The sequence below is a fragment of the Streptomyces sp. NPDC033221 genome, from assembly GCF_055577005.1.
On sequence record NZ_JBVIQN010000013.1, the window covers coordinates 210278 to 234948 of the forward strand.

At 73.9% G+C, this 24671-nt stretch carries 20 protein-coding genes; 10 read left to right on the forward strand and 10 right to left on the reverse strand.

What is annotated here, in order from left to right; all coding sequences use genetic code 11:
- Positions 1-312: 312 nt before the first annotated feature.
- Genes ACZ53K_RS19605 through ACZ53K_RS19615 form a run of 3 tightly spaced genes read right to left on the reverse strand, consistent with a single transcriptional unit; the run spans position 313 to position 3634 of the window.
- A complete protein-coding gene (locus tag ACZ53K_RS19605; RefSeq protein WP_468837927.1) occupies positions 313-2385 on the reverse strand; it encodes an ABC transporter permease in 2073 nt (690 codons plus the stop codon).
- Between the two features lie 22 nt (positions 2386-2407).
- Positions 2408-3196 (reverse strand): molybdate ABC transporter substrate-binding protein, encoded by a 789-nt coding sequence (gene modA / locus ACZ53K_RS19610; RefSeq protein ID WP_468837929.1) that lies wholly within the window; start codon positions 3194-3196, stop codon positions 2408-2410.
- Between the two features lie 42 nt (positions 3197-3238).
- Positions 3239-3634 (reverse strand): TOBE domain-containing protein, encoded by a 396-nt coding sequence (locus ACZ53K_RS19615; protein ID WP_468837932.1) that lies wholly within the window; start codon positions 3632-3634, stop codon positions 3239-3241.
- 353 nt (positions 3635-3987) lie between these two features.
- On the opposite strand from ACZ53K_RS19615, the gene ACZ53K_RS19620 reads away from it, so the two are divergent.
- A complete protein-coding gene (locus ACZ53K_RS19620; RefSeq protein WP_468837935.1) occupies positions 3988-4812 on the forward strand; it encodes a triphosphoribosyl-dephospho-CoA synthase in 825 nt (274 codons plus the stop codon).
- Positions 4813-4836: 24 nt separating this feature from the next.
- Here the strand turns inward: ACZ53K_RS19620 and ACZ53K_RS19625 are convergent, their stop codons facing one another.
- On the reverse strand, positions 4837-5610 hold the full coding sequence (locus ACZ53K_RS19625) for a PaaX family transcriptional regulator C-terminal domain-containing protein (RefSeq protein WP_468837937.1): 774 nt from the start codon (positions 5608-5610) through the stop codon (positions 4837-4839).
- Between the two features lie 11 nt (positions 5611-5621).
- Positions 5622-6227: a signal peptidase II gene (lspA, locus tag ACZ53K_RS19630; protein ID WP_468837940.1), complete on the reverse strand. Its 606-nt coding sequence runs from the start codon at positions 6225-6227 to the stop codon at positions 5622-5624.
- A gap of 134 nt (positions 6228-6361) precedes the next feature.
- On the opposite strand from lspA, the gene ACZ53K_RS19635 reads away from it, so the two are divergent.
- A complete protein-coding gene (locus ACZ53K_RS19635; protein ID WP_468837943.1) occupies positions 6362-8020 on the forward strand; it encodes an acyl-CoA dehydrogenase family protein in 1659 nt (552 codons plus the stop codon).
- Positions 8017-8829: a crotonase/enoyl-CoA hydratase family protein gene (locus tag ACZ53K_RS19640; protein ID WP_468837946.1), complete on the forward strand. Its 813-nt coding sequence runs from the start codon at positions 8017-8019 to the stop codon at positions 8827-8829. The genes ACZ53K_RS19635 and ACZ53K_RS19640 overlap by 4 nt, the downstream gene beginning before the upstream one ends.
- A 162-nt stretch (positions 8830-8991) precedes the next feature.
- Here ACZ53K_RS19640 and ACZ53K_RS19645 read toward each other — a convergent pair whose 3' ends face one another.
- Positions 8992-9987 carry a GlxA family transcriptional regulator gene (locus tag ACZ53K_RS19645; protein WP_468838011.1) on the reverse strand — a complete coding sequence of 332 codons (996 nt, stop codon included), beginning with the start codon at positions 9985-9987 and terminating at the stop codon, positions 8992-8994.
- A gap of 173 nt (positions 9988-10160) precedes the next feature.
- Between ACZ53K_RS19645 and ACZ53K_RS19650 the strand changes: the two genes are divergently transcribed.
- The 5 genes from ACZ53K_RS19650 (at position 10161) to ACZ53K_RS19670 (ending at position 14569) form a co-directional block, all read left to right on the forward strand.
- Complete coding sequence (locus ACZ53K_RS19650) at positions 10161-11045, forward strand: NAD(P)-dependent oxidoreductase (protein ID WP_468837949.1); 885 nt, start codon at positions 10161-10163, stop codon at positions 11043-11045.
- Entirely contained in the window at positions 11042-11692 is a 651-nt protein-coding gene (locus ACZ53K_RS19655) for a maleylpyruvate isomerase N-terminal domain-containing protein (protein WP_468837951.1), read from the forward strand. Before ACZ53K_RS19650 ends, ACZ53K_RS19655 begins: the two co-directional genes overlap by 4 nt.
- 114 nt (positions 11693-11806) lie before the next feature.
- On the forward strand, positions 11807-12676 hold the full coding sequence (locus ACZ53K_RS19660) for a YndJ family protein (protein WP_468837954.1): 870 nt from the start codon (positions 11807-11809) through the stop codon (positions 12674-12676).
- Positions 12673-13215, forward strand: a complete 543-nt coding sequence (locus ACZ53K_RS19665; protein WP_468837956.1) for a DUF1990 family protein — start codon at positions 12673-12675, stop codon at positions 13213-13215. The genes ACZ53K_RS19660 and ACZ53K_RS19665 overlap by 4 nt, the downstream gene beginning before the upstream one ends.
- Before the next feature lie 100 nt (positions 13216-13315).
- Positions 13316-14569, forward strand: a complete 1254-nt coding sequence (locus tag ACZ53K_RS19670; protein ID WP_468837959.1) for a metallophosphoesterase — start codon at positions 13316-13318, stop codon at positions 14567-14569.
- Positions 14570-14831: 262 nt separating this feature from the next.
- On the opposite strand, the gene ACZ53K_RS19675 is transcribed toward ACZ53K_RS19670, so the two are convergent.
- Positions 14832-16112 carry a glycosyltransferase family 4 protein gene (locus ACZ53K_RS19675; RefSeq protein ID WP_468837962.1) on the reverse strand — a complete coding sequence of 427 codons (1281 nt, stop codon included), beginning with the start codon at positions 16110-16112 and terminating at the stop codon, positions 14832-14834.
- A gap of 631 nt (positions 16113-16743) precedes the next feature.
- Here ACZ53K_RS19675 and ACZ53K_RS19680 point away from each other — a divergent pair.
- Positions 16744-18912, forward strand: a complete 2169-nt coding sequence (locus tag ACZ53K_RS19680; RefSeq protein WP_468837965.1) for a SpoIIE family protein phosphatase — start codon at positions 16744-16746, stop codon at positions 18910-18912.
- 60 nt (positions 18913-18972) lie between these two features.
- Here ACZ53K_RS19680 and ACZ53K_RS19685 read toward each other — a convergent pair whose 3' ends face one another.
- Positions 18973-20364: an NADP-dependent succinic semialdehyde dehydrogenase gene (locus ACZ53K_RS19685; RefSeq protein ID WP_468837968.1), complete on the reverse strand. Its 1392-nt coding sequence runs from the start codon at positions 20362-20364 to the stop codon at positions 18973-18975.
- Positions 20365-20870: 506 nt separating this feature from the next.
- Between ACZ53K_RS19685 and ACZ53K_RS19690 the strand changes: the two genes are divergently transcribed.
- The gene (locus tag ACZ53K_RS19690; RefSeq protein WP_468837971.1) at positions 20871-21623 is read left to right on the forward strand and encodes a L,D-transpeptidase family protein; all 753 of its coding nucleotides are present in this window, start codon (positions 20871-20873) and stop codon (positions 21621-21623) included.
- On the opposite strand, the gene ACZ53K_RS19695 is transcribed toward ACZ53K_RS19690, so the two are convergent.
- Positions 21610-23721, reverse strand: a complete 2112-nt coding sequence (locus tag ACZ53K_RS19695; protein WP_468837974.1) for an ABC transporter ATP-binding protein — start codon at positions 23719-23721, stop codon at positions 21610-21612. The genes ACZ53K_RS19690 and ACZ53K_RS19695 overlap by 14 nt on opposite strands.
- A 10-nt stretch (positions 23722-23731) precedes the next feature.
- Positions 23732-24664, reverse strand: a complete 933-nt coding sequence (locus ACZ53K_RS19700) for an ABC transporter permease (protein ID WP_468838013.1) — start codon at positions 24662-24664, stop codon at positions 23732-23734.
- Between the last annotated feature and the right edge of the window lie 7 nt (positions 24665-24671).

Here is a 24671-nt window from a genome sequence, read left to right on the forward strand (position 1 = left end):
CCGCACCGCCGGAGTGGGGGCCGACGGCTCCGCATGGCGCCCCCTTCTGCCGGGTAGGGGCGCACCCCCCGAGGTGGAGCGCATGGTCTGCCCGGGCGTATCGAGCGCTTGTCCGAGCCGGGGGTGCCGTCGGAGCGCGTTCGGGGGCTCGGGGCACGCGCGGCGGGGGTCCGCACGCACCGCGCACGGACCCCCAGGGACGGCGCAACGCCACCATCCGTACGGAGGGTTTGGGCCGGTACGGCAGACGGCGGCCCGCACGGCCGGCAGCACAGCCGTACGGGCGTCCCCCCCCGGTCGAGCGCCGCCCGGTCACAGCCGTACGAGCGTCACCTCGGTCGCCTTCACGCTCACCCAGACCTCGGTGTCCTCGGCCAGGCCGAGTTCCGCCGCGGCCTGCGGGGTGATCTCGCCGACCAGGTCGGGCACCTCCGGCGAACCGATCAGGATCCGCAGTCGGCTGCCCAGCGCGGTGATCTCCCGTACCCGTCCCGACCAGACGTTGCGCGGGCTGCCGGTGGGGCGCACCCGGTGCACGGAGACCGCTTCGGGGCCGATGACCGCCAGCGCTCCGGTGCCCTCGGGCAGCGGGTCGGCAGCCACCAGCCGGCCGTCGCCCGCGAGCCGCAGCCCGTCGCCGGTGGCGGTGCCGGGCCACGCGTTGCGGCCGAGCATCCGCGCCACCCACGGCGAGCGCGGGTGCCGGGCCACCTCGGCGGGGGTGGCGTCCTGGAGGGTGCGCCCGTCTTCCAGGACCAGGACGCGGTCGGCGAGCGAGACCGCTTCGACCGGGTCGTGAGTGACCATCAGGCAGACACCGCCGAAGCCGGCCAGGTGCCGGCGCAGGGTGTGCCGGACGTGCGCGCGGGTGCTCTGGTCGAGGGCGGCCAGCGGCTCGTCGAGCAGCAGCAGGCGGGGGCGGGCGGCCAGTGCGCGGGCCAGCGCGACCCGGCCGGCCTGGCCGCCGGAGAGCTGGGCGGGGCGGCGGTGCGCGAGGTGGCCGACGCCGAGCCGGTCCAGCCACTGCTGGGCCTCGCGGCGGGCCTCGGCGCGGCCGGTGCCGTGGGCGCGCAGCCCGTACGCCGTGTTGCCGAGGGCCGTCAGGTGGGGGAAGAGCGCGCCGTCCTGCGGGACCCAGGCGACGTCGCGGCGGTGCGGCGGCAGGGCGGTCACGTCCCGCGCGCCCAGTGTCAGTACGGCGTGCGCCCGCGGCGTGAGGCCGAGCAGGGCGCGCAACAGCGTGGTCTTGCCCGCGCCGTTGGGGCCGACGACGGCGATGGTGGTGCCCGGGGCGGCGTCGAGGGTGAGCCGGTTGAAGCCGGTGACGTCCGCGTGCAGCGGCCACCGCCCGGTGCGGGTGCCGTCGGCGGGGCCGCCGGGGGCGGTGGGGGCCGCGTCGGCGCCGTCGGCGTACGCGGTGGTGGCGTCGGCCGGGCCCGGGGAGGCGGGCGTGCCGGGGGTGTCGGGTGCGCCGGTCAGGTGGTCGGGCCAGGTGCCGGTGGCATCCGGTGCCCCGTCGCCGTCCGCGTCCGTACGCGTCACCGCGCCGCTCGTGCGCCCCCGGACCGTGCCGCCCCCGCCCGCCCATCGGCCGCGCAGCGCGACGAGGACGGCCATCGCGATGACGAGCAGCAGCAGGGAGACGGAGGTGGCGGCCTCGGGGCTGTCCTGGAGGAGCAGGTAGACCTGGAGGGGCAGGGTCTGGGTGACGCCCGGCAGGTTGCCCGCGAAGGTGATGGTCGCGCCGAACTCGCCGAGCGCCCGCGCCCAGGTCAGTGCGGCGCCGGCGGCGAGGCCGGGAGCGATCATGGGGAGGGTGACCGTGCAGAAGACGCGCAGCGGCCCGGCGCCGAGCGAGGCAGCGGTCTCCTCGTAGCGCGCGTGCAGCCCGGCCAGTGCGCCTTCGAGGCTGATGACCAGGAACGGCATCGATACGAAGGTCGCGGCGACCACCGCGCCCGCGGTGTGGAACGGCAGTTGTACGCCGAACCAGCTCTCCAGCCGGCCGCCCAGCAGGCCCCGCCGCCCGAAGCCGAGGAGCAGCGCCACCCCACCGACGGTCGGCGGCAGCACCATGGGGAGGAGCACGAGGGAGCGCACCACGGATTTACCGGGGAAGTCGACGCGCGCCAGCAGCCAGGCGAGCGGCACGCCGAGCAGCAGGGACAGGCCCAGCGCCCAGAAGGACACCACCAGGGAGATCCGCAGGGCCTCGGTGACCTCGGCGGAGGTCAGGTGGGTGCCGAGGTCGCCCCAGGACGTACGGGTGAGGATGCCCGCCATGGGCACCAGCAGGAACGCCACCGCCAGGACGGCGGGCAGCGCCAGGGCCAGGGGGGCGCGCAGGCCCGGGGCGGCCTTCCGGCCGCGGTGGTCGCGCTTCATGAGGTGACGGATCGCGGCGCCGTCACGGCTTCTGGAAACCCGCGTCGCGCAGGATCCGCTGCGCCTGCGCGCCGCCGAGCCACTTCACGAACGCGTCGGCCTCCTTGGCGTGCTGCGAGACCTTGAGGGTGGCCGCCGGGTACTCGGCGATCGCGTTCTGCTGGTCCGGCACCTGGACGGCGTCCACCTTGTCGGGCGCGGTCATCGCGTCGGTGGCGTAGACGATGCCCGCGTCCGCCTCGCCCAGTTCGACCTTGCTCAGCACACCGCGCACGTCCTGTTCCTGGGAGAGCGGCTGCACGGTGATGTGCTGCCGGTCCAGGACCTTCTTGCTGTAGCGGCCGACGGGCACGGCGGGCGCGGCGAGCACGACCTTGAGCTTCTTGGTGGCGGCCAGGTCCCGCAGGCCCGTGATGTGCTTGGGGTTTCCCTCGGCGGTGGCGATGACCAGGCGGTTCTTCGCGATGATCTGCGGCTCGCCGGTCTTGCCGTGCAGCCCGTCCATGGTCCTGGTGTCCGCCGTGACCAGGGCGTCGGCCGGGAAGTCCTGGTTGACCTGGGCCGCGAGCTGCTGGGAGCCGGCGAAGGAGAACTTGACCGTGACGCCGGGGTGTTCCTTGTGGTAAGCGTCGGCGGCCTTGGCGAAGACATTGGTCAGCGACGCGGCGGCGAGGACCTTGATGGTGGTCTTTCCGTCCGCGGCGGACGAGTCGTCACCGCTGCCGCAGGCGGCGGTGAGCGGGGCGAGGACGGCGACGGTCAGGGCCGCGGCGGCGGCGCGGCGCCGGGTGACGCCGAGGGTGCGGGACATCGGGATCGGCTCCTTGGGGACGGACGCGGGGTACGGCGCGCGTCAGGCTCGGTCGACATGGACATTGGTCGACTTCACGCGGGCGGTGGCCCGCACGCCGACCTCCAGTCCCAGTTCCTCCACGGCTTCCCGTGTGAGGAGGGAGACCAGCCGGTGCGGACCGGCCTGGATCTCCACCTGCGCCGCCACGTCGCCCAGCTTGATCGCCGTGACGATGCCGGAAAAGGCGTTGCGGACCGAGGTGTGGGAGGTGTCCTCCTCCGGGGCGCCGCTCTTGGCGAGTTCGGTGGAGAACGCGGCCAGATCGCGGCCGTCGATCAGCCGGCGGCCGGATTCGTCCCGGTGGGTGGGGACCCGGCCGGCGTCGGCCCAGCGGCGGGCCGTGTCGGGGCTGACGCCGAGCAGGCGTGCGGCCTGGCCGATCGTATAGGACTGCATGTGCGGCACCGTATGGCAGATGCGCTCTCATCTGCAATTATGCCGTGCGAAAGTACCTGGCATGTGCGAGGCCGGTTGGAGGATGCGCCAAGGCCGGGCGTGGGGCGGGTGACCGGCGCCGAGGTGCGCCGGGAGTATGGCGCGGGGGCGCAGACCGGACATACCAAGGGGGTGGAGCGTCGGCCGGGTGGGCGAAGCCGTACTCTTTTGAGTGGGATTCGGGAGGGCGTGGCGTAACACGGAGGGAGCGCGAACCGATGGGTACTCCTACTTCTTCAGTCCGTTCCGCGGTCCGCGGCCGGTCGATCATGAAGAGGCTGTGGCCGGAGGCCGCGCGCGGCGAGGTGCCGCCGGTGCAGGAGCGACCCATCCTGCACACGGTCCCGCACCCTTCCCCGGACCGCCCCCTCCCGCTGCGGCTCGCCGACCTCGCCGTCGCCGCCTGTACGGCGCAGACGGTGCTGGCCCCGAAGCCGGACCCGCTCGCGCTGCACTCCGCCGAGCTGCTGCACGCCCCCTTCGCCTCGATGGCCGAGGCCGCCGTGGGCCGGCCGCTGGACCGGCGGCTGCGCGAACAGCTCGGGCGCCTGGGCCGGGCGGGTGAGCAGCGCGCCCTCCAGGCAGGTGCGGGCGCGCCCGGCAAGCGGGGCGCGCTGTGGTCCGTGGGGCTGCTGGTGGCCGGTGCCGCCGCCACGAACTGCCGTTCCGACGTGGAGACCTGCGAGGCGGCGGCCACCCTGGCCCGCCTGCCGGACGGCGGCGCCCCGGCGGCCAGCCGGTCGCCCGGCGGCCGGGCCCGGCAGTACTACGGCGTGCCCGGTGCCGTCGGCCAGGCCCGCTCCGGCTTCCCGAACGTGCTGGGCGTGGCCCTGCCGGCGCTGCGCCAGTCCCGCGCGTCCGGCGCCTCCGAGGTGACGGCCCGGATGGACGCGCTGCTCGCGCTGCTGTCCACGGTCGACGACACGACGCTGCTGCAGCGCGGCGGCTCGCAGGGCCTGCTGTCGGTGCAGATGGACGCGCGTGACGTGCTGTCGTCGGGCGGTTTCGGCACCCCGCGCGGGCGCAAGGCGTTCGTCCGGCTGGACGCGCGGATGACCCGTAACGGGCTCACGGCGGGCGGCAGCGCGGCGCTGCTGTCGGCGACCCTCTTCCTGGACTTCCTCTTCGAGGGCCGCTGAGGCCCGTACCCGGAGGGGCCTGCGTCAGGGCGCGCCGCCGGGCGTCACGTACTGCCGCAGCAGGTCGCGCAGTTCGGCCTCGAAGGAGTCGTAGCGGCGGCGCAGTTCGGTGCCCGGCCAGTCGGCGGGCAGCAGGGCGTCCGGCAGCAGCGGGTCCGCGAGGAGGTGCCGCAGCACGGCGGCCGAGACGGTGAAGCGCCCGGCCGGTGACGCGGCGCCGGACAGCGCGGCGAGCAGCGCGCGGGCCCCTGCCGCCCAGCCGTCCAGGTCCCACAGGGTGCGCGTCAGCTCCACCGGGTCGCCGTCCGGGGTGCCGGTGAGCAGGGTGCACTGCCGGGCGACCACGGCCGGGCGGGTGCGCTCCAGGTTGCCGGGCCGCAGCCAGGTGCCTTCGCGCAGTGCGGCGAGCCGCAGTTCCGCCATGGCCTGGCGCAGTGCGGTCCGTTCGGCGGCCGGCCGCGCTTCGGCGGTGACCACGGCGATCTCCCAGCCGCCGTCCCAGTGCCGGGTGCGCGGCGTACGGCTCTCGTCCTGCCGCGCCTGGCGTTCCAGCAGCCGTGCGGTGAGCCCGTACAAGCCCTCCGCCTGCCGGAGGTCGCCCGCCGCGACCATCCGGGACAGGGCGACGCGTACGGTGCCCTCGGCGATGCCGAAGAGCTCGCCGACGCGCACCAGGGCGCGCGCCGGGAGCCGGGGCGGGTGGTGGCCGAGGAGGGTGCTGAGCACGATGGAGCGGGCGGTGAGCGGCCGCAGGCCGAGGTGCCCGGCGTCGTCGCGTACGGAGGTGTCGTGGTCCATCGGCCGGAATCCTAGGAGGCGCCCGGCGGGGCGGTGACGGCCGCCTCTCCCGTCCCGCCCGCGCTTGCCAGCTTGTCCTTGTTGTCCAGCTCCCACCCGAGGAAGGAGAACAGGACGATCAGGATGCCGCCGCAGACGATGGCGCAGTCGGCGAGGTTCATGATGCTGAAGCCGCGTACGTGGATGAAGTCGACCACCGCGCCCCGGAAGTGGCCGGGCGTGCGGAAGAGGCGGTCGGTCAGGTTGCCGAGTCCGCCGCCCAGCAGCAGGCCCAGCGCGATCGCCCAGGGGACGCTGTAGAGCTTGCGCGCCAGCCGGAAGATCACCACCGTGACGGCCGCCGCGATGACCGTGAACAGGATGGTCGTCGCCTCGCCGATGCCGAACGCGGCGCCGGAGTTGCGCAGCACCGTCAGCTCCAGCCAGTCGCCGAGCACCTTGACGGAGGCGCGGTTCTCCAGCTCCGCGACCACGGCCAGTTTGCTGCCCAGGTCGAGCAGGTAGGCGGCGCCGGCGACCGCGAGCAGCAGCGGCACCCGCCGTCTGCCGCGAGCCCCGCCCGCACGGTCCGTACGGTCCGCACCGCTCTCCCCGGTGGTCCGGCCCGGTTCTGTCACGTTCAGTCACCTCGAAGTCCGTTGATCGGCCTCCACCCTAAGCGGGCCGGGCGCAGCGGCCGACCCGGTGATCGTTCATCCCTCACTCCATTACACCCTTCCCGCGCCTGTCGTGATTCTGTAACGTTCCCGGTATGACCGTCACCCATGAAGTCGTGAATCAGGCGCCGCCGCTGACCGGGTTCAGCACGGCGGACGACCCGGCCCTGCTGGAGGCGCTGCGCCGCGCGGACGCGGGGTGGGGTGAGCGCGAGGTGCGGGAGCTGGGCGCGCTCGCCGGGACGGAAGCGGTCCAGGAGCAGGCCAGGGTGGCCGAGGAGCAGCCGCCCCGGCTGCGCACCCACGACCGCTTCGGCCACCGGATCGACGAGGTGGAGTTCCACCCTGCCTGGCACCGGCTGATGACCGTGGCAGTGGAGCACGGGCTGCACGCCGCGCCGTGGGCCGAGCCCCGGCCCGGTGCCCATCTCGTGCGCGCGGCCAAGTTCTACGTCTGGTCACAGGCCGAGCCGGGGCACGGCTGCCCCATCTCCATGACCTACGCCGCGGTGCCCGCCCTGCGCGCCGAGCCGGCCCTGGCGGAGCGGTACGAACCGCTGCTGGCGGCCCGCTCGTACGACTTCGGACTGCGGCCCCCGCTGTCCAAGGCGGGCCTGATCGCGGGCATGTCGATGACCGAGAAACAGGGCGGCTCCGACGTCCGGGCCAACACGACCCGGGCGGTGCCCGCGGGCGACGGCACGTACCGCGTCACCGGCCACAAGTGGTTCACCTCGGCGCCGATGAGCGACGTGTTCCTGACACTGGCCCAGACGGCCGAGGGGGTGAGCTGCTTCCTGCTGCCGCGCGTACTGCCCGACGGCACCCGCAACGCGATGCGGCTGATGCGCCTGAAGGACAAGCTGGGCAACCGCTCCAACGCGTCCTCCGAGATCGAGTACGACGAGGCGGTGGCCTGGCCGGTCGGCGAGCCCGGGCGCGGCGTACGGACCATCGTCGAGATGGTGAACATGACGCGGCTGGACTGCGTGATCGGCACGGCGGCCGGAATGCGCGCCGGGCTGCGGCAGGCGCTGCACCACACCGCGCACCGCCACGCGTTCGGCCGCGCGCTGTCCGAACAGCCGCTCATGCGGGCGGTACTGGCGGACCTGGCGATCGAGTCGGAGGCGGCGACGACGCTGGCCATGCGGCTGGCGACCGCCGTCGACCGGGCCCACGCCGGGGACGCGCACGAGGCCGCGCTGCGCCGGCTGGGGCTGGCCGTCGGCAAGTACTGGGTGTGCAAACGGGGCAGCGCGCACGCGGCGGAGGCCCTGGAGTGCCTGGGCGGCAACGGGTACGTGGAGGAGTCGGGCATGCCGCGGCTCTACCGTGAGGCGCCGCTGCTGTCGATCTGGGAGGGCTCCGGCAACGTCGCCGCGCTGGACGTGCTGCGCGCGCTCGCCAAGGAACCGGCCGCGCTGGACGCGTACTTCGCCGAGGTGGACGCGGCCGCGGGCGCCGACCGGCGGCTGGACACCGCCGTCGCGGGCATCCGCAAGATGCTTGGCACACTCGGCGACCCGGACCAGGCGCAGCGCACTGCCCGGACCCTGGCGGAGCGGATGGCGCTCGCGTTCCAAGGCGCGCTGCTCGTACAGCACAGCCACCCGGCGGTGGCCGACGCGTTCTGCGCCTCGCGCCTCGACGGGGAGTGGGGAAACGCCTTCGGGACACTGCCCGCCACGGCCGACCTGACGGCGATCCTGGACCGGGCGCGCCCCGTACTCCCCTCGGAGGCCACCGGATGACCGGCGGCGGCCCGGACGGCGAACCGGCCCGCACGGTACGGGTCGAGCGGGCCGGCCCGGTGACGACGGTCATCCTCGCCCGGCCGGAGGCACGCAACGCCGTGGACGGCTCCACGGCGCGCCAACTGGCCGACGCCTTCCGAGGCTTCGAAGCGGACGACGGAGCGCATGTCGCGGTCCTGTGGGGTGAGGGCGGCACGTTCTGCGCGGGTGCCGACCTCAAGGCGGTCGGCACCGAGCGCGGCAACCGGGTCGCGGCGGACGGCGACGGGCCGATGGGCCCCACCCGGATGCGGCCGGCCAAGCCGGTGATCGCCGCGGTGAGCGGGCACGCGGTCGCCGGTGGCCTGGAGCTGGCCCTCTGGTGCGACCTGCGGGTCGCCGAGGAGGACGCGGTCTTCGGGGTGTTCTGCCGCCGCTGGGGAGTGCCGCTGATCGACGGCGGTACGGTACGGCTGCCCCGGCTCGTCGGCACCGGCCGGGCCCTGGACATGGTGCTGACCGGGCGGCCGGTCGGCGCGGCCGAGGCACTCGGCATGGGCCTGGCCGACCGGGTCGTCCCGCCCGGCCGGGCCCGCGCCGAGGCGGAGGAGCTGGCCGCCGCGATCGCCCGCTTCCCCCAGGCGTGCCTGCGCAGCGACCGCGCTTCCCTCCTGGCTCAGGAGGGCCTCCCGGAGGAAGCCGCCATGGCCGCGGAACTCCGGTATGGGCAGGGCGTTCTGGCGGAGGCACTGGAGGGCGCGGAGCGATTCGCTTCGGGGGCGGGGCGGCATGGGGTGGTGGATACGCAGGGGACCGGCAGCGGGTGAGGCGTAAGAGCCTGTCTTTGAACCCCCGTCGTCCGCCCGGAGGGCGGGCGCAGCGGCGGTCGGTGCGTGCGATGGGGGTCCCCCTGCTCGAAGAGCTTGGGGGAGTGCGTCGGGGCGCAGGCGGGGGTTCAAAGACAGGCTCTAAGCGCCCCACGCCTCACCTCACCCCGCGAGCGATGCCTCCGGAGCCGTACGGGGAAAGGCGCGGCGGTAGTCGGACGGCGACACCCCGACACGCTTGAGGAAGTGGTGCCGCAGATTGTTCGCCGTGCCGAGGCCGCTCAGTTCGCCGATCTTCTCGACCGGCAGGTCCGTCGACTCCAGCAGGCTCTGGGCGCGCGCCAGGCGCTGGTCGAGGAGCCATTGCAGCGGGGTCGTGCCGGTGGCCGCCTGGAGGCGCCGGTAGAACGTCCGCGGGCTCAGCGCGGCGCGCTCCGCGAGGTCTTCGACCGTCAGCGGCCGGTCGAGGTGGGCGCGCGCCCAGGCCAGCACGGGGGCCAGGCCCTCGTCGTCGGTGGCCGGCACGGACAGGTCGACGAACTGCGCCTGGCCGCCGGGCCGGTGCGCGGGCACGACCATGCGGCGGGCCAGCTGGTTGGCGACGTGGGCGCCCAGGTCGCGCCGGACCAGGTGGAGGCAGAGATCGAGGCCCGCCGTCAGCCCGGCGCTGGTGAGCACGTCGCCGTCGTCCACGTACAGCACCGAGTCGTCGACCCGCACCTTCGGGTAGCGCTCGGCGAGCTGGGCGGTGTGCATCCAGTGGGCGGTGGCGCGGCGGCCGTCGAGGAGTCCGGCCTCGGCGAGCGCGAAGGCCCCGGTGCACAGGGACACCATGCGGGCACCGGCGTCGTGGGCGCGGCGCAGCGCTTCGATCAGGGCCGGCGGCAGTGGCCTGCCCTCCTCGACGCAGGGGTCCGGTACGGAGGGGACGATGACCGTGTCCGCGCCGGCGAGGTCGTCGAGGCCGTACGGCGTGCGCAGCGCCAGCCCGGCCGCGCTCCGAGGGCCGTCCTCGCCGGTCCGCTCGCCCGTGCCGCACAGCAGCAGGTCGTACCACGGGTCGGCCAGGTCGGGCTGGGGCTTGCCGAAGACCGTGCAGGGGATGCTCAGTTCGTACAGGTCCCACGACGGGACACCGATCTCCTCGGTCACGACCACCGCGACGGAACCAGCGCTCATCCCCGAAGGATATGGCCCGCACGGCGTGGCAGGAATTTGGTGCCGGCCGTCAGCACTGTCACTGGTCCGGGCCGCCGGGCACTGCGAGCGTGGTCCGTACGTGATCGACCGCCGCCGGCCGACCTTGGCCGTCGGACTGATAGGAGACGTACATGCAGAGGGAACGCGCGGCCGTGACGGTGCTCGGACTGGGTTCGATGGGGTCGGCGCTGGCGGCCGCGCTGCAGGCGCGCGGCCACGCGACCACGGTGTGGAACCGTTCGACGCACAAGGCCGAGGCGCTGGTGGAGCGCGGCGCCGTGGTGGCGGCGACGCCTGCGGAAGCGGTCGCGGCGAGCCCGCTCGTCATCGCCTGCGTACTGGACTACCCGTCGCTGCACACCGTCCTCGACCCGATAGCGGAGTCGCTGGCGGGCAAGACGCTGGTCAACCTCACCTCGGGCTCGCCCGAGCAGGCCGCGGAGGCCGCCGCCTGGGCGCGGTCGCACGGCGCCGGATACCTGGACGGCGCGATCATGACCACTCCCCCGGGCGTCGGCAGCCCGGAGACGATGTTCCTCTACAGCGGTCCGCGCGAGGTGTTCGACACCCACCGCGCCACCCTCGCCGCCCTGGGCGACCCGCTGCACCTGGGCACCGACCCGGGCCTGGCGTCCCTGTACGACGCGGCGCTGCTCGGCCTGATGTGGGCCACCCTGACCGGCTGGCTGCACGGCACCGCGCTGACCGGCGCGGAGGGCACCCCGGCCACCGCGTTCACCCCGGTCGCGGTCCGCTGGCTGAGCGCGGTGACCGGCTTCCTGACCACGTACGCGCCCCAGGTGGACGCCGGCCGCTACCCGGGCGACGACGCCACCGTGGATGTGCAGATCGCCGCGATCGACCACCTCCTCCACGCCGCGGCGGCGCGCGGCGTCGACAACGCGCTGCCCGAGCTGCTGAAGGCCACCATGGAGCGGACCCGCGCCGCCGGCCACGGCTCCAGCAGCTACGCGAGCGTCATCGAGGTCCTCAAGGGCGCGGCGGGCGCCCGGTGACCACGACTGCCTTGACCGCCGCCCCCACCTTGGCCGCCGCGCTCCCCCCGGCGCCGCCTGCCACCGACTGGCCCGGTCTGCTGGCCGCCGTCACCGACTCCTGCCTGGACGTCCTCCTCGAAGGAGCGGACCAGGACTGGTCGCGTCCGGCCAGCAGCCTCGAATGGACCTGCCGGGCGACCCTCGACCACCTGGCCCTCGGCCTGACCGGCTACGCGGGCCTGCTGATCGCCCGCCCCACCGACCGCTACATCACCCTTTTCGCCTCCCTCGATCCGCAGGCACCGGTCCCCGCCTGTCTGGAGGGACTGCGGATCGCGGCCCGTCTGCTCGGGACAACGGTCCGCGACACGGCGGGCGAGGTCCGCGCCTGGCATCCCTGGGGGCATGCGGACGCCGCCGGTTTCGCCGCCATGGGCGTGACGGAGCTGCTCCTCCACACGTACGACATCACCCGCACGCTCGGTCTGCCCTGGGCCCCGGACGGCGGCCCGGTCGCCGCCGTCCTGTCCCGGCTCTTCCCGGACGCTCCGGCCGCTCCGTGCGGGTACGGCCCGTCCGACGTCCTGCTGTGGTGCACGGGGCGGGCCGCCCTGCCCGGGTGGCCGCGGCGTACGGAGTGGCAGTGGGACGGCTCGGTGCGCTGACCTCCCTGCCGCCCCAAGGGGCGATGTTGAACGCGTTCAACCCGTCACGTACTGTCTTGCGTGACGGGTTGAACGTGTTCAAACCGGCTTCGGGCCGGGTCTGGAGGCCGTCCCATGACCACGCTGGTCGCCCTCATCGTCATGCTCGGCATGTTCGCCGTGCTCCCGATGGGACTCGCGCTGATCGACGAACCGGGGCTGCGGTGGATACGGCGCCGCTGGTTCGTGGCCGCGGCGGCGGGCGCGGCGGCACTGTGGCTGCCCCGCGGAGCCGCCGCCACGGCGCTGGCCGCCGCCTACGCGCTGGCCACCCTCGCCCTCGCCCTGCACGCACCGCGCCGACTGGCCCGCACCCGCAGCCTCGCCCCGGGCGAGATCGCGGTACTGACGGCCCTGGTCACCCCGGCCGTCGCCGGCACCGCCCTGGTCGCCGAACGCTCGGGCCACGAACTGTTCGGCTTCGACCTGCAGATCCTTTCGCTGACCGTGCCGCACTTCCACTTCGCCGGATTCGCCGCCGCCCTGACCGCCGGACTGGTCTGCCACGCCGCGCGCCCCGGCAGGGCCGGTCCGCTCGCCGCGCTCAGCGTGCCCGTGGGAACGCTGCTCGTCCTGGCGGGCTACTTCGTCGACGACTGGGCCGAACTGGCCGGCGCGGTCGTCCTCACCGCCGGCATGTGGCTGGTCGCCCTGATCACCTGGCGGGACATCCGTACCACCGCGCCGGACCGGATCACCCGGACACTGCTCGGCGTCTCGGCCGCCGTACTCGTCGCGACCATGCTGCTCGCCCTGAGCTGGGCACTCGGCGAGGCAACCGGCATTCCGCACCCCACACTGGCATGGATGGCGGCCACCCACGGCCTGGGCAACGCGCTGGGCTTCGCCCTCTGCGCGGTGCTCGCCTGGCGCCGCCTCCGTGCCCGGCCCGTCACCCACCGCCCGACCCTGTACGCACCCGAGGAAGCAGGCACCCCCGCATGACCACCGGCCGCATGACATCCGGCACCCCCACCTCCTTCAATTACGCGCCGGAAGGCGCGACCCGGCGCCCCCCGCTGCCCAGCGGCTACGACCACCTGCACGAGGCGACACACATCGGGCACGGCCGGGCCGTCCTCGAAGCCGCGGGCGAGGCGGTCACCACCTTCCGCATGCACCGCGCGGCGGGCGTCCGGGTCCGGGCCTCGGCGCCGGAAGCCGCGCCCGGCGTGCTGGTGGAGTGCGCCCTGGGACTCGGACCGGTCCGGGTGTACGCGCCGTGCCGGGTGGTGTGGAGCGAGTACGAGAGCGAGCGCATCGGCTTCGCGTACGGCACGCTGGCCGGTCACCCCGAGCGCGGCGAGGAGTCGTTCGTGGTCGAGATGCGGGCGGACGGCGCAGTGTGGTTCACCATGACGGCCTTCAGCAGGCCGGGCCGGTGGTACACACGGCTGGCGGGCCCACTCGTCCCGGTGTTCCAGCGGGCCTACGCGCGCCACTGCGGGCGGGTCCTGCGGCGGCTCGCGAACGCGCCCCGCTGACCCGGCTCCGGCGGCCGGGCCACCCTGTCATTTCCATACATCCACGCGGCGTTCATCGCTCCGTCACCAGTTGCCCCGTCGCCCGTGAGAGAAACCACCCATGTGCGACGACGAACTGATCCCGCCGCGGGCGGACCTGACCGAGGACCAGTGGACGCGGACGGCCGGTCCCGGCCTTGCCGACGGCGCCGTACCGGACGGCACACCGGAGACCACGGCCCCGGCACGCGGAGTGCACCGGCGGACGCTGCTGGGCGGGGCGATGGCGGGAGCGGCACTGGCCGCGGTGCCGTTCGGGGCGCAGCGGCCCGCGGTCGCCGCCCCGCGGGCGGACGGCCCGCCGCGCTTCCCGTTCCCCTCCGCGCCCGGCCCCTCCGGCGAGTACGCCGTCCTGATCACCGGTGACGCCGGGACGGGCAAGGACGAGCAGTACGCCGTCACGGCCGCCGCCAAGGAGATCTGCCGCGCCGAACGCGTCGGGCTGGCGGTCGGCCTCGGGGACAACCTCTACGAGAACGGCCCGGAGTCCGACCACGACTCGGAGTTCGAGGAGAAGTTCGAGCGGCCCAACACCGGTATCGACATGCCGTGGCTGATGGTGCTGGGCAACCACGACTGTTCGGGGCTGATCCCCGGCAGCGGCGGCGACCCGTCGCGCGGCGACCGCGAGGTCGCGTACGCCGCCTCCTCCCGCCGCTGGTACATGCCGAGCCGCTACTACAACGTCGCCCTCCCGGCAGCCGGCGCCCAGGGAGACCCGCTCGTCGAGTTCTTCGCGCTCGACACCAACCCGGTCGCCTCCTACGTGGCGCAGACCGACCCGCACTACTACTGGAACGGCCCGTACATGCGCGAGCAACGCCACTGGCTGGACACCGCGCTGACCGCCTCCCGCGCGCGCTGGAAGGTGGTCCTGGGCCACCACCCGTACCTGAACAACGGCAAGCACGGCAGCGCCGGCGCGTACGACGGTTTCGTGATCGGCAACTACACCAGCGGCATCCACCTCAAGGAACTGTACGAAGAGGTGGTGTGCGGCCGCGCCGACCTGATCATGTCCGGCCACGACCACACCCTGCAGATCCTGGAACCCACCGACCGCTCACGCGGCACCCGCCAGATCGTGTGCGGCGCCGCCTCCAAGTCGGGCGACGGCCAGGCCCACTTCACCCACCCCGCCGCCTGGCAGGACTTCGCCCGGCACGGGTTCATGCTGCTGAAGGCGTCGGCCGGGGCGATGACGATCGACGCGTACACGGTCGACGTCACAACGAAGAAGGCCCGGCTCGCCCACCGGACGCGGACGACACGGCCGGTGGCGGCGGGGGCCGGGGTCCCGGCGGGAGCGAGCTAGGGCGCTTCTGATGGATCTCCGCGGCATCGCGACTCCCCCAGCTACCGCTGGGAGGTGCCCCCAGGCACGCACCCTCGCCGCACGGCGCAAACGGACAGGTGGCTCCGCCACATGACCCTTCACACCGCACTCCCCCTAGCTCTTCGAGCAGGGGGGACCCCCAAGCGCACGCACCGAACGCCGCTCCGTCCCCCACGGAGATCCATCAGAAACGCCCTAGGTCTCCGGCCCGGCCCGGAGCCAAGAGAAACCGGGCCCTCGTTCAGGGAGCGCCGATCTTGCTCACCACCGCACGCGTCGCGGAACGCACGGCGAGCGCGGTCTCGATGGCCCGGGTGCGTGCCCGGAAGCCGGCGCTCCGCGGAAAGCCGACCGACCGGCGTCCGGGCCCGCGGCGGAGCAGGTCCCGGTAGAGGTCCTGGTGCCGCTCGGCGATGAGCGAGGGATCGAAGCGGGCCGAGTTCCGCAACGCCGCCTCGCCCATGCGCCGGCGCAGCCGGTCGTCGCCCACGAGCCTGAGCAGGGCCGTGGCCATGCCGTCGACGTGGCCGGTCGGCACCAGGAAGCCGTCGACACCGTCCCGGATGACTTCACGCGGTCCGACGGGGCAGTCCGTGGAGACGACGGGCAGTCCGCACCGCATCGCCTCGACGAGGGTCATGCCGAACGACTCGCGATCCGAGGCCGAGGCGGCGATCGACCCTTTCACCCATTCCGGTTCGAGTGGGTCGGCCTTGCCCATGAGACGCGCCTGGCCGCCGAGTCCGAGTTCACCGATCAGACGGGTCAGGGATTCCCGCTCATTGCCCGTGGTGTCACCTTCGCCGAAAATGCGAAGTTGCCAGTCCGGGTGTCTGCCGGCCACTTCGGCGAACGCCTTGATCAGAATCTCGTACCGCTTGAGCGGGATCAGCCGACCCGCTGCGACGATGACCTTTCCGCTGCCGTCGGCAGGCGCGCCGGAAACCCGGGGAACGCTGTTCGGTATCGCCTCCACCCGTACGCCGGGAAAACTGAGCCGCCGGTACGACCGGGCGTCGGACTCGGACACGGTGGTAATGGCGTCCAGCAACCGATAGTGATGGCGTATCTCGTGCCGCAGCCGGAGTCCATGGCCCGAGAACGTCAGGTGCTCCTGCGCCACGCGGATACCGGCCGCGCGCGTCTGGCGGGCGATGTGCATATTGAGGCCGGGCCGGGTCCCGACGACCACGTCGGCCTCCAGGCGCGAGAGGCAGTGGCCGATACGGGCATCCGTGAGGCGGCTGTACTGCCTGTGCCGTCCGTCCGCCCGAGGGAAGATTCTGGCGGGCTCCGCATGGCGTGGATCATTGCCCTCGAATTCCGCGGACGCGGCGCGCAGGTCCACGAGATGGGTCAGCTGCACCTTCGCGGGCACATCCATGACCGGAACCTCGCGATGCCGGAACACCGAGACGATCTCCACGTCATGCTGCTCGGCCAAAACCGCAGCGAGATTGTACGTGGCCCGAATCGTGCCGCCGATGCCGTAGGCATTGTGAATGAGAAAGACCATGTGCATGGGTCGTCTAACCTTCGGAAAAACATCGTGAGTTCGGGCCGCCTCCCCTTCCGCGACGGCCGGGGCAATGGGGCGGCACCGGTACGCACGGCGGGCTTTCCGGCGCGCGTACCGGATGGGCTGGACGGCTGCATTCTGCGCACACCGACCCGAAGAAAACCTGAAGATCCGACGCCGACGACCGGCCCTGCCGGGAGCCTGAAGTTTTCTTAAGAATCAGGAGCGGAAAGCGCGTCAGTCGGCCATCGCGGGCACCCGGTCACCCTCGGACCGTCCCCCGAGGAAGCCCCCGCCCGGGGCGACGCCCACCGGCACGCCGCCGACCGCGTTGACGCGGCCGCCCGCCCAGGCCCGCCGCGCACCCCCTACGCCTCACCCGAAATGCACAATCCGGACCTTCGTCCTAATGTGGGCGCATGGCCGCTTCCCGGTTGCGATGGTCCCCCTTCGGCGGGCCCCGCAGGGAAGCGGCGGGCGTGGTGGCCCCGGCGCCGCCGGTCCCGGTTGCCTGGCGGGCAGCCGGGGCCGGCGCGCCTCCGGCGTCCGGCTCCCGCCCCGCCCGCGTCCCGTCACCCCACCCGGCCGGCAGCCGTGCGTCCGCCCCGGTCGCGGGACAGGAGCGTCGCGGGTCATGACCGGACGGGACACCACTCCGCCCGGCCGCCACGACCCGCGCAGCGGCGTACCTCCCCGGGCCGCCGGGCCGGAGCCGGACGCGGACAGCGCCTCCTGCGGTCCGCCGCTCGACCCCCTGGACCTGGGCGAACGGCTCGCCCTCAACCGCACGGGCACCTTCGACTGGGACCTGGACCGCGGGACGCTGGAACTGGACGCCTGCGCACTGGACGTCTTCGACCTGCGGCCGGACGAGTACGACGGCAGGCCCTCGACGCTCGCGGCCCGCGTGCCGCCCGAAGAGGGCTACCGGCTGGACGCGGCCGTCTCGTTGGCGGTCCAGGAGCGGGCTCCCTCGTACGGCGTGTACTTCCGCGTCCACTGCCGCGACGGCACGCCCCGGTGGACCCACGCCCAGGGCCGGATCCTGCGGGACGCGGACGGCCGCCCGTACCGGATTGCGGGCCTCGTCCGGGAGGCCGGTACGGAGATGGCCGACTCCGTGCTGCTGCGGTCCCTCCAGGAGAACCGGCAGCGGCAGACCGCGATGGTGCAGCAGACCACGGCGGCGCTCTCCCGGGCCCTGTCGGTCGCCGACGTGACCCGGGTCCTGACCGGGACCGGCGGCGCCCGGCGCTTCGGCGCCGACGCGCTGATCCTCGGGCTGGTGGACAACGACCGTTTCGAGGTCATCGCCATGACGGGCCTGCCGGGAGCCGCGCCCGAGGACCTGATGGCCTCCCGGCTCGACGACACGCTGCCGCTGTCGGACGCCGCGCTGTCCCGGCGGGCCGCGTTCCTGTCCTCACGCGGCGAACTGATGGCCCGCTACCCGCGGCTGCGCCCGTACCTGGACCGTGTCCCCTCGGGCAGCGCCGTCTTCCTGCCGCTGGTGGCGCAGGACCGGGTCATCGCGGCGCTCGGCCTGTTCAACAGCGAGCCCAAGCAGCACTCGGCGGAGGACCGGAACCTGGCGCTGGCCCTGGCGGGTGTCGTGGCCCAGTCCCTCCAGCGGGCCATGCTCTTCGACCAGGAACGCGAGTTCGCGACCGGGCTGCAGGCCACAATGCTGCCGCGCCGGGTCCCCGACATCGCCGGCGGTGAGGTCACCGTCCGCTACCACGCGGCGAGCACCGGGCGGGACATCGGCGGCGACTGGTACGACGTGATCCCGCTGCCCCAAGGACGGACCGGGCTGGTCGTGGGGGACGTCCAGGGGCACGACACGCACGCCGCGGCGGTCATGGGCCAGCTCCGCATCGCACTGCGCGCCTACGCGACCGAAGGCCACTCCCCGGAGACGGTGCTCGTACGGGCCTCCCGCTTCCTCGCCGAGCTGGAGACCGAACGGTTCGCGACCTGCACCTACGTCCAGGCCGACCTGGAGTCCGGCGCGCTGCACATGGCGCGGGCCGGGCACCTGGGCCCGCTGATCTGGGACGCCGCCGGACACACGGACTGGCACCCGGTACGCGGCGGACTGCCGCTCGGGCTGGCCACCGCGTTCGGCCAGGACCACTTCCCGGAGACCCAGCTCTTCCTGGAACCGGACTCCACCCTGCTGCTGTGCACCGACGGCCTGGTCGAACAGCCCGGGCAGGACATCACCGCCGGCATCGACGCGCTGGCCGCGGCGGTCCGGGACGGCCCCGCCGAACTGGAGGCACTCGCCGACCAGCTCTCCGACCAGCTGTGGGCGCGGTCCGGCTCCGACGACGACATGGCCCTCGTCCTGCTGCACCGCGCCCCGTCCGCCGGAACCACCACCGTCACGCCCCGCTGCCGGCTGCACGTCCACCAGGCGGACCCGTCCGGCGCCTCGGAGGTACGGGCCATGCTGCGGCGCACGATGGACCAGTGGCGGGCGGGCCCGGTCGCGTACGACATCGAGGTGGCCGCCACCGAACTCATCACCAACGCGCTGACCCACACGGACAGCGGGGCGCTGGTGACAGTGGAACTCCTGTCACCCGGCACCGGCGCACGCGGCGGCACCCGGCGCCGCGTCCGCCTGGAGGTCGAGGACCGCTCCAGCCGCTGGCCCCGCCGCCGCACCCCGGGTGAGACCGCGACCTCCGGCCGGGGCCTGATGATGGTGGAAGCCCTCGCCGACTCCTGGGGAGCGGAACCGCGGGGCAGTGGCAAGGCACTGTGGTGCGAATTCGCCCTGCCGGCCGAGGAGTGACGGCACGGGTTCGCCCCGACGGCGTGCGCGTCGGGGCGAACCCGTGCGTGCCGAAGGGCTTTACACCCCGTGCCAGACCGTCGTCGCGTTGCAGAACTCGCGAATGCCGTGGCCGGCCAGTTCGCGGCCGTAGCCGGAGCGTTTGACGCCGCCGAAGGGGAGGGCGGGGTGGGAGGCGGTCATGCCGTTGAAGAAGATGCCGCCGGCTTCGATGTCGCGGACGAGGCGCTCCTGTTCGGCGTCGTCGCGGGTCCACGCGTTGGAGCTGAGGCCGAACGGTGTGTCGTTGGCGGTGGCGATGGCCTCGTCGAGGCCGTTGACCCGGTAGAGCGTGGCGACCGGTCCGAACGCCTCCTCCTGGTGGATGCGCATCGCGGGGGTGATCCCGGCCAGTACGGTCGGCTCGTAGAACCAGCCGGCGGTCAGCTTCTCCGGGCGCTTGCCACCGCACAGCGCGGCCGCGCCGTGCCGGACCGCGTCGTCGACCAGTTCTTCCAGGTCGGAGCGGCCCTGTTCGCTGGAGAGCGGGCCGACGTCGGTGGCCTCCTCCATCGGGTCGCCGACGGTCAGGGCGGCCATCCGCTCGGTGAAGCGCACCGCGAACTCGTCGTAGACGTCGGTGTGCACGATGAACCGTTTGGCGGCGATGCAGGACTGGCCGTTGTTCTGGACGCGGGCGGTGACCGCGGTGCGTACGGCCGCGTCGAGGTCGGCGGACGGCAGCACGATGTAGGGGTCGCTGCCGCCCAGTTCCAGCACCGTCTTCTTGATCTCGTCGGCGGCGATGGAGGCGACCGAGCGGCCGGCCGGTTCGCTGCCGGTGAGCGTCGCGGCGGCGACCCGGCGGTCGCGCAGGATGTTCTCGATCTCGCCGGAGCCGACCAGCAGGGTCTGGAAACAGCCGTCGGGGAATCCCGCCCGGCGCAGCAGGTCCTCCACGTACAGCGCGGTCTGCGGCACGTTGGAGGCGTGCTTGAGCAGGCACGTGTTGCCGGCCATCAGCGCGGGCGCGGCGAAGCGGATCACCTGCCAGAGGGGGAAGTTCCACGGCATGACGGCCAGGACGGTGCCGAGGGGCCGGTAGCGGACGTAGGCGCGGGACGCCCCGGCGTCCTTCGCGTCGCCGGCGTCCGGTACCTCGTCGGCGAGGAGTTCCTCGGCGTGGTCGGCGTACCAGCGCATCGTCTTCGCGCACTTGGCGGCTTCCGCGCGGGCCGCCGCCAGCGGCTTGCCCATCTCGGTGGTCATGGTGCGGGCGATGCCGTCCTGGCCCGCCTCCAGCAGGCCGGCGGCGTTGCGCAGCAGTTCGCCGCGTTCGGCGAAGGTCGTCGCCCGGTAGCTGCGGAAAGCCTGTTCGGCCCGGGCGAGCCGGTCCTCTATCCCGTCCGCGTCGAGCGCGTCGAAGGTCTTGAGCGTCTCGCCGGTGGCCGGGTTGACCGTGGCGATGGCCATGTGGATGCACCTCCCGTGGGGTGGTGGTGGGTGGGCGCTACGTGAGGGGGCCGGGGGCGGGGGACGGCTCCGGTACGGGGTCGGGGCCCGGCGGGCGCGGTACGGGGTCGGGGTGGGGCGACGGCGGCTGCGGCGTGGGCGGCGGCGGGGTGGGGTCGGGCGGCCCGGGCACCGGCGGTCCCGGTGTCGGCCCCGGCGCGGGGCCGGGGCCCGGTCCCGGCTCGGGTCCGCCGGGCCCCGGGGTCGGCGTGGGCGTCGGCGGTACGGGCTCGCTCGCCTGCCCGGGCTCGTGTGTACGGTGCGGTGTCGGTTGCCGCTCCACAGCAGACCTCCTGGTTCGGACTGGTTCGGACGGCATGGGGTTCTCCGGCCCCGGTACCCGGGTTTCGCCGGTCTATCGCACCGGCGCGTGACGGATTGCGCCCCTGGTCGCCCGCCCCGCTCCTTCGGGTGGCTTGTCCGGTTCGCTCGGGGACGCGCCGCCCCGGGCGTCCTACATTGCGGTCATGACCTCCGCGAGGACCCTGTCGGCCGCGGCCTGCGCGGCCGTGCTCGCCCTGTCCGTGCCCGCCTCCGCCGTGGCCGTGCCCCGCTCCCCCGCCGCCGCGGGGGCGCCCGCTCCGGCGGCCGGCCGGCCGCTGCCCGCCCGTATGGCCGACACCGGGGGCGGCAGTCAGCTCATCACGGCCCGCGCCGCCGGTCCGCGCTCCACGACCGGCACGGTGAGCTGGTGGCAGCGGCACGGGAGCCGCTGGCACCGGGTCGGTACGGCGCCCGCCCGATTCGGGGCGAACGGGCTGGTCGAGGGCGGCTCCCGCGAGCAGGGCACCTCGACGACGCCCACGGGCCTGTACGACCTGCCGTTCGCCTTCGGGACCACCCGGGCACCGGTCGGCACGAAGATCCCGTACCGACCGGTACGGGACAGCTCCTGGTGGTGCCAGGACAACGCCTCCTCCGCGTACAACCGCTGGGTGGACCCGCGCCCGCGCGACTGTGCGGCGAAGGAGGCCGAGCGGCTGGCGGACTATCCGGTGCAGTACAGCCGGGCCCTCGTCATCGGCTTCAATTACCACCGACCGGTGCGCGGCCGTGGCGCGGGCATTTTCCTGCACGTCAACGGCCGCGGGACGACGGCGGGCTGTGTGTCCGTACCGGCCCGCGCGATGGCCCGCATCGTGTCCTGGGTGAAGCCCGCCGACCGTCCGCACATCGCGATCGGCACCGATTCCGGCCGTACGGCCCTCACCCGCTACTGACCGGCCCGGGGGCCGCCACGAGGGGAAAGTGGCAGGCCACCCGGTGCCCGGGTCCGGTGGGCTCGGGCTCGCTCTCCGCGCAGCGCGCGCGGGCGACCGGGCAGCGGGTGCGGAAGCGGCAGCCGGAGGGCGGTGCGGCGGCCGAGGGCGTCTCACCGGTGAGCGGGGCGGCCGCGGCGGGGGCCGCCGGATCGGGCGCGTTGACGGAGTCGAGGAGGCCCCGGGTGTACGGGTGCAGGGGGCGTTCGAAGACGTCCCGGACTGGGCCGGTCTCCACCAGTTTCCCCAGGTACATGACGCCGACAGTATCCGCGAGGTGCCGTACCACCGCCAGGTCGTGGGAGATGAAGAGGTAGGTCAGTCCCTTGTCGCGTTGCAGGTCGCGCATGAGGTTGAGGATCTGGGCCTGTACCGAGACGTCCAGCGCGGAGACCGGTTCGTCGGCGACGACGAGGGACGGCGACAGGGCGAGCGCGCGGGCCAGCCCGAGGCGCTGGCGCTGGCCGCCGGAGAACTCGTGCGGGTAGCGGTCCACGGCGCCGCGGGGCAGCCCCACGTCGTCCAGCAGGGCGGCGACCCGGCGCTGCTGCGCGGCGCGGTCGCCGATGCCCTGGATGACCAGCGGCTCGCGCAGAATCGTGCCCACGCGCATCCTGGGGTCCATGGAGGCGTAGGAGTCCTGGAACATCAGCTGGACGTCGCGGCGGTGGGCGCGCAGTTCGCGCCGGGTCAGGGCGCCGATGTCGCGGCCGGCGAAGCGGATCGTGCCGTCGGTCGGCGGCTCCAGGCCGACGACCAGCCGTCCGAGGGTGGACTTGCCGCAGCCGGACTCGCCGACGATGCCGAAGGTCTCGCCGCGGGTGACGGTGAGGCTGACCCCGGCGACGGCACCGACTTCCCTGGCCCCGCTGCGCCGGGCGAAGGGGCCGGCGTGCAGGGCATAACGCTTGGTGACGCCGGTGAGGTGGAGGAGGGGCTCCCGGGCCGCGGGGGTCGGTGCGGGGACGGGGACGGGTGCGGTCGTGCCCGGCTCGCGGCCGGTCGCCCGTTCCTCCGCCGCGCTCCCCACCGGGTGAAAGCACGCGTACCCGTGCACGGCGTCCCCCGCCGGCGCCGGCTCCTGCGTACGGCACCGGTCGGTCGCGAAGGAGCAGCGCGGCGCGAACCGGCAGCCGGCGGGCCGGGTGACGAGCGCGGGCGGCAGGCCGGGGATGGTGGCAAGGGTGGTCCGCTCGCCCTCGGCGCGTTCCGGGAGGGCGGCGAGCAGCGCCTGGGTATAGCGGTGCCGTGGGGCGGCGAACAGGGCCCGTACGCCGGCGCGTTCGGCGACCTTGCCGCCGTACATGACCGCGACCCGGTCCACGCGCTTGGCGATGACGCCGAGGTCGTGGGTGACCAGGATCATGGCCATGCCGAGGCGGGCGCGCAGGTCGTCGATGAGTTCCAGGATCTGGTGCTGGGTGGTGACGTCGAGAGCGGTGGTCGGCTCGTCGGCGATCAGCAGCCTGGGCTCGCACACCAGGGCCATGGCGATGGCGACGCGCTGCCGCATACCGCCGCTGAGCTGGTGCGGGTAGTTCTTCATCCGCTCGGCGGGCTGGGGCATGCCGACCAGCCGCAGGGTCTCCCGGGCCTTCTCCCAGGCCTGCCGCCGGGTGATCTCCTTGTGCAGCAGCAGCGGTTCGGCGACCTGGGCGCCGATGGTCATGGTCGGGTTGAGGGAGGTCAGCGGGTCCTGGAAGACCATGCCGACGGTGTTGCCGCGGACGTCCCGCAGGACGGGTTCGGGCGCGGCGGCCAGGTCGGTCGTGCGGTCCGCGCCGGTGCCGCCGTCCCGGAAGAGGATGCGTCCGCCGGTGACCCGGCCGCCTTTCGGCAGCAGGCCCAGGACGGACAGTGCCGTCATGCTCTTGCCGCAGCCGGATTCGCCCACGATGCCGAGGGCTTCGCCGGGGGCCAGGTCGAGATGCACGCCGTCCAGGGCGTGTACGGTGCGGCCGCGTCCGGTGATCTCGACGTGCAGGTCCTCGACGCTGAGCAGCGGCGCGGCGGTCCCGGACGGCGGGTGGGCGGTCGCGGACTGGGGGTCGGCGGTCATGGGCCCTTCCTCAGCTCTTCTGGAGGCGCACGTCGAAGGCGTCCCGCAGGCCGTCCCCGGCGAAGGTGAACGCGGCGACGACGAGGACGATGGCGAGGCCGGGCGGGAAGATCAGCCACCAGTGGCCGACCTGGGTGTAGGTGATGCCGGCGGAGAGCATGGAGCCCCAGTCGGCGGCCGGCGGCGGGATGGACAGTCCCAGGAAGGAGAGGTAGGCGACGTAGAGGATGGCGTCGGCGATCTGGAAGGTGGCGTTGACGATGACGGTGCCGACGGCGCCGGGCAGGATGTGCCGGAAGACGGCCCGGACTCCGCCGCCGCCCATCAGGCGCATGGCGTGGACGTAGTCGCGGCTGCGCAGGGCGAGTGCCTCGCCGCGGATGAGGCGGGCCGGGGACAGCCAGGCGACCGACGCGATGATGAGGATGAGGACGGGTTTGCTCGGGGTGACGATGGCGGCGACCACGACCAGCAGGAACAGCGCGGGGATGGCGAGCGCGGCGTCGGTGACACGCATCATGGCGGCGTCCACCCAGCCGCCGAAGTAGCCCGCGACCGCGCCGTAGACGGTGCCGAAGAGGGTGGCGAGCAGCCCGGCGGCGAGGCCGACTTCGAGGGACGTCTGTCCGCCGTACATCAGCCGGCCGAGCATGTCGTAGCCGAGGTCGGTGGTGCCGAGGAGATGGCCGGGGCTGCCGGGCGGCAGGTTGGCCTGCGACAGGTCGGTGTGGGTCTGGTCGGTGGGATGGAGCAGCGGGCCGAGGTAGCACAGGGCCAGCAGGCCGAGGAGGACGGCGGCGCCGGTGAGGGCGAGTCTGCCACGGGCGAAGACGGCGAGGACGCGGCGGACGGGCCCGGCGGCGGGGGCTGTCTCGTGCGGGGCGGTGCCAGGGGCTGCCGCGGGGTCCGTGCCGCTCCCGCGGCCGCCCGCCGGCGCGTTCATGGAGGGT

Excerpts from the sequence above, each read along its gene's own strand:
- ACZ53K_RS19605 (WP_468837927.1), bottom strand. The coding sequence starts at position 2,385 with ATGAAGCGCGACCACCGCGGCCGGAAGGCCGCCCCGGGCCTGCGCGCC.
- modA (WP_468837929.1), bottom strand. The coding sequence starts at position 3,196 with ATGTCCCGCACCCTCGGCGTCACCCGGCGCCGCGCCGCCGCCGCGGCC.
- ACZ53K_RS19615 (WP_468837932.1), bottom strand. The coding sequence starts at position 3,634 with ATGCAGTCCTATACGATCGGCCAGGCCGCACGCCTGCTCGGCGTCAGC.
- ACZ53K_RS19625 (WP_468837937.1), bottom strand. The coding sequence starts at position 5,610 with ATGGACCACGACACCTCCGTACGCGACGACGCCGGGCACCTCGGCCTG.
- ACZ53K_RS19635 (WP_468837943.1), top strand. The coding sequence starts at position 6,362 with ATGACCGTCACCCATGAAGTCGTGAATCAGGCGCCGCCGCTGACCGGG.
- ACZ53K_RS19640 (WP_468837946.1), top strand. The coding sequence starts at position 8,017 with ATGACCGGCGGCGGCCCGGACGGCGAACCGGCCCGCACGGTACGGGTC.
- ACZ53K_RS19650 (WP_468837949.1), top strand. The coding sequence starts at position 10,161 with ATGCAGAGGGAACGCGCGGCCGTGACGGTGCTCGGACTGGGTTCGATG.
- ACZ53K_RS19660 (WP_468837954.1), top strand. The coding sequence starts at position 11,807 with ATGACCACGCTGGTCGCCCTCATCGTCATGCTCGGCATGTTCGCCGTG.
- ACZ53K_RS19665 (WP_468837956.1), top strand. The coding sequence starts at position 12,673 with ATGACCACCGGCCGCATGACATCCGGCACCCCCACCTCCTTCAATTAC.
- ACZ53K_RS19670 (WP_468837959.1), top strand. The coding sequence starts at position 13,316 with ATGTGCGACGACGAACTGATCCCGCCGCGGGCGGACCTGACCGAGGAC.
- ACZ53K_RS19675 (WP_468837962.1), bottom strand. The coding sequence starts at position 16,112 with ATGCACATGGTCTTTCTCATTCACAATGCCTACGGCATCGGCGGCACG.
- ACZ53K_RS19680 (WP_468837965.1), top strand. The coding sequence starts at position 16,744 with ATGACCGGACGGGACACCACTCCGCCCGGCCGCCACGACCCGCGCAGC.
- ACZ53K_RS19685 (WP_468837968.1), bottom strand. The coding sequence starts at position 20,364 with ATGGCCATCGCCACGGTCAACCCGGCCACCGGCGAGACGCTCAAGACC.
- ACZ53K_RS19690 (WP_468837971.1), top strand. The coding sequence starts at position 20,871 with ATGACCTCCGCGAGGACCCTGTCGGCCGCGGCCTGCGCGGCCGTGCTC.
- ACZ53K_RS19695 (WP_468837974.1), bottom strand. The coding sequence starts at position 23,721 with ATGACCGCCGACCCCCAGTCCGCGACCGCCCACCCGCCGTCCGGGACC.
- ACZ53K_RS19700 (WP_468838013.1), bottom strand. The coding sequence starts at position 24,664 with ATGAACGCGCCGGCGGGCGGCCGCGGGAGCGGCACGGACCCCGCGGCA.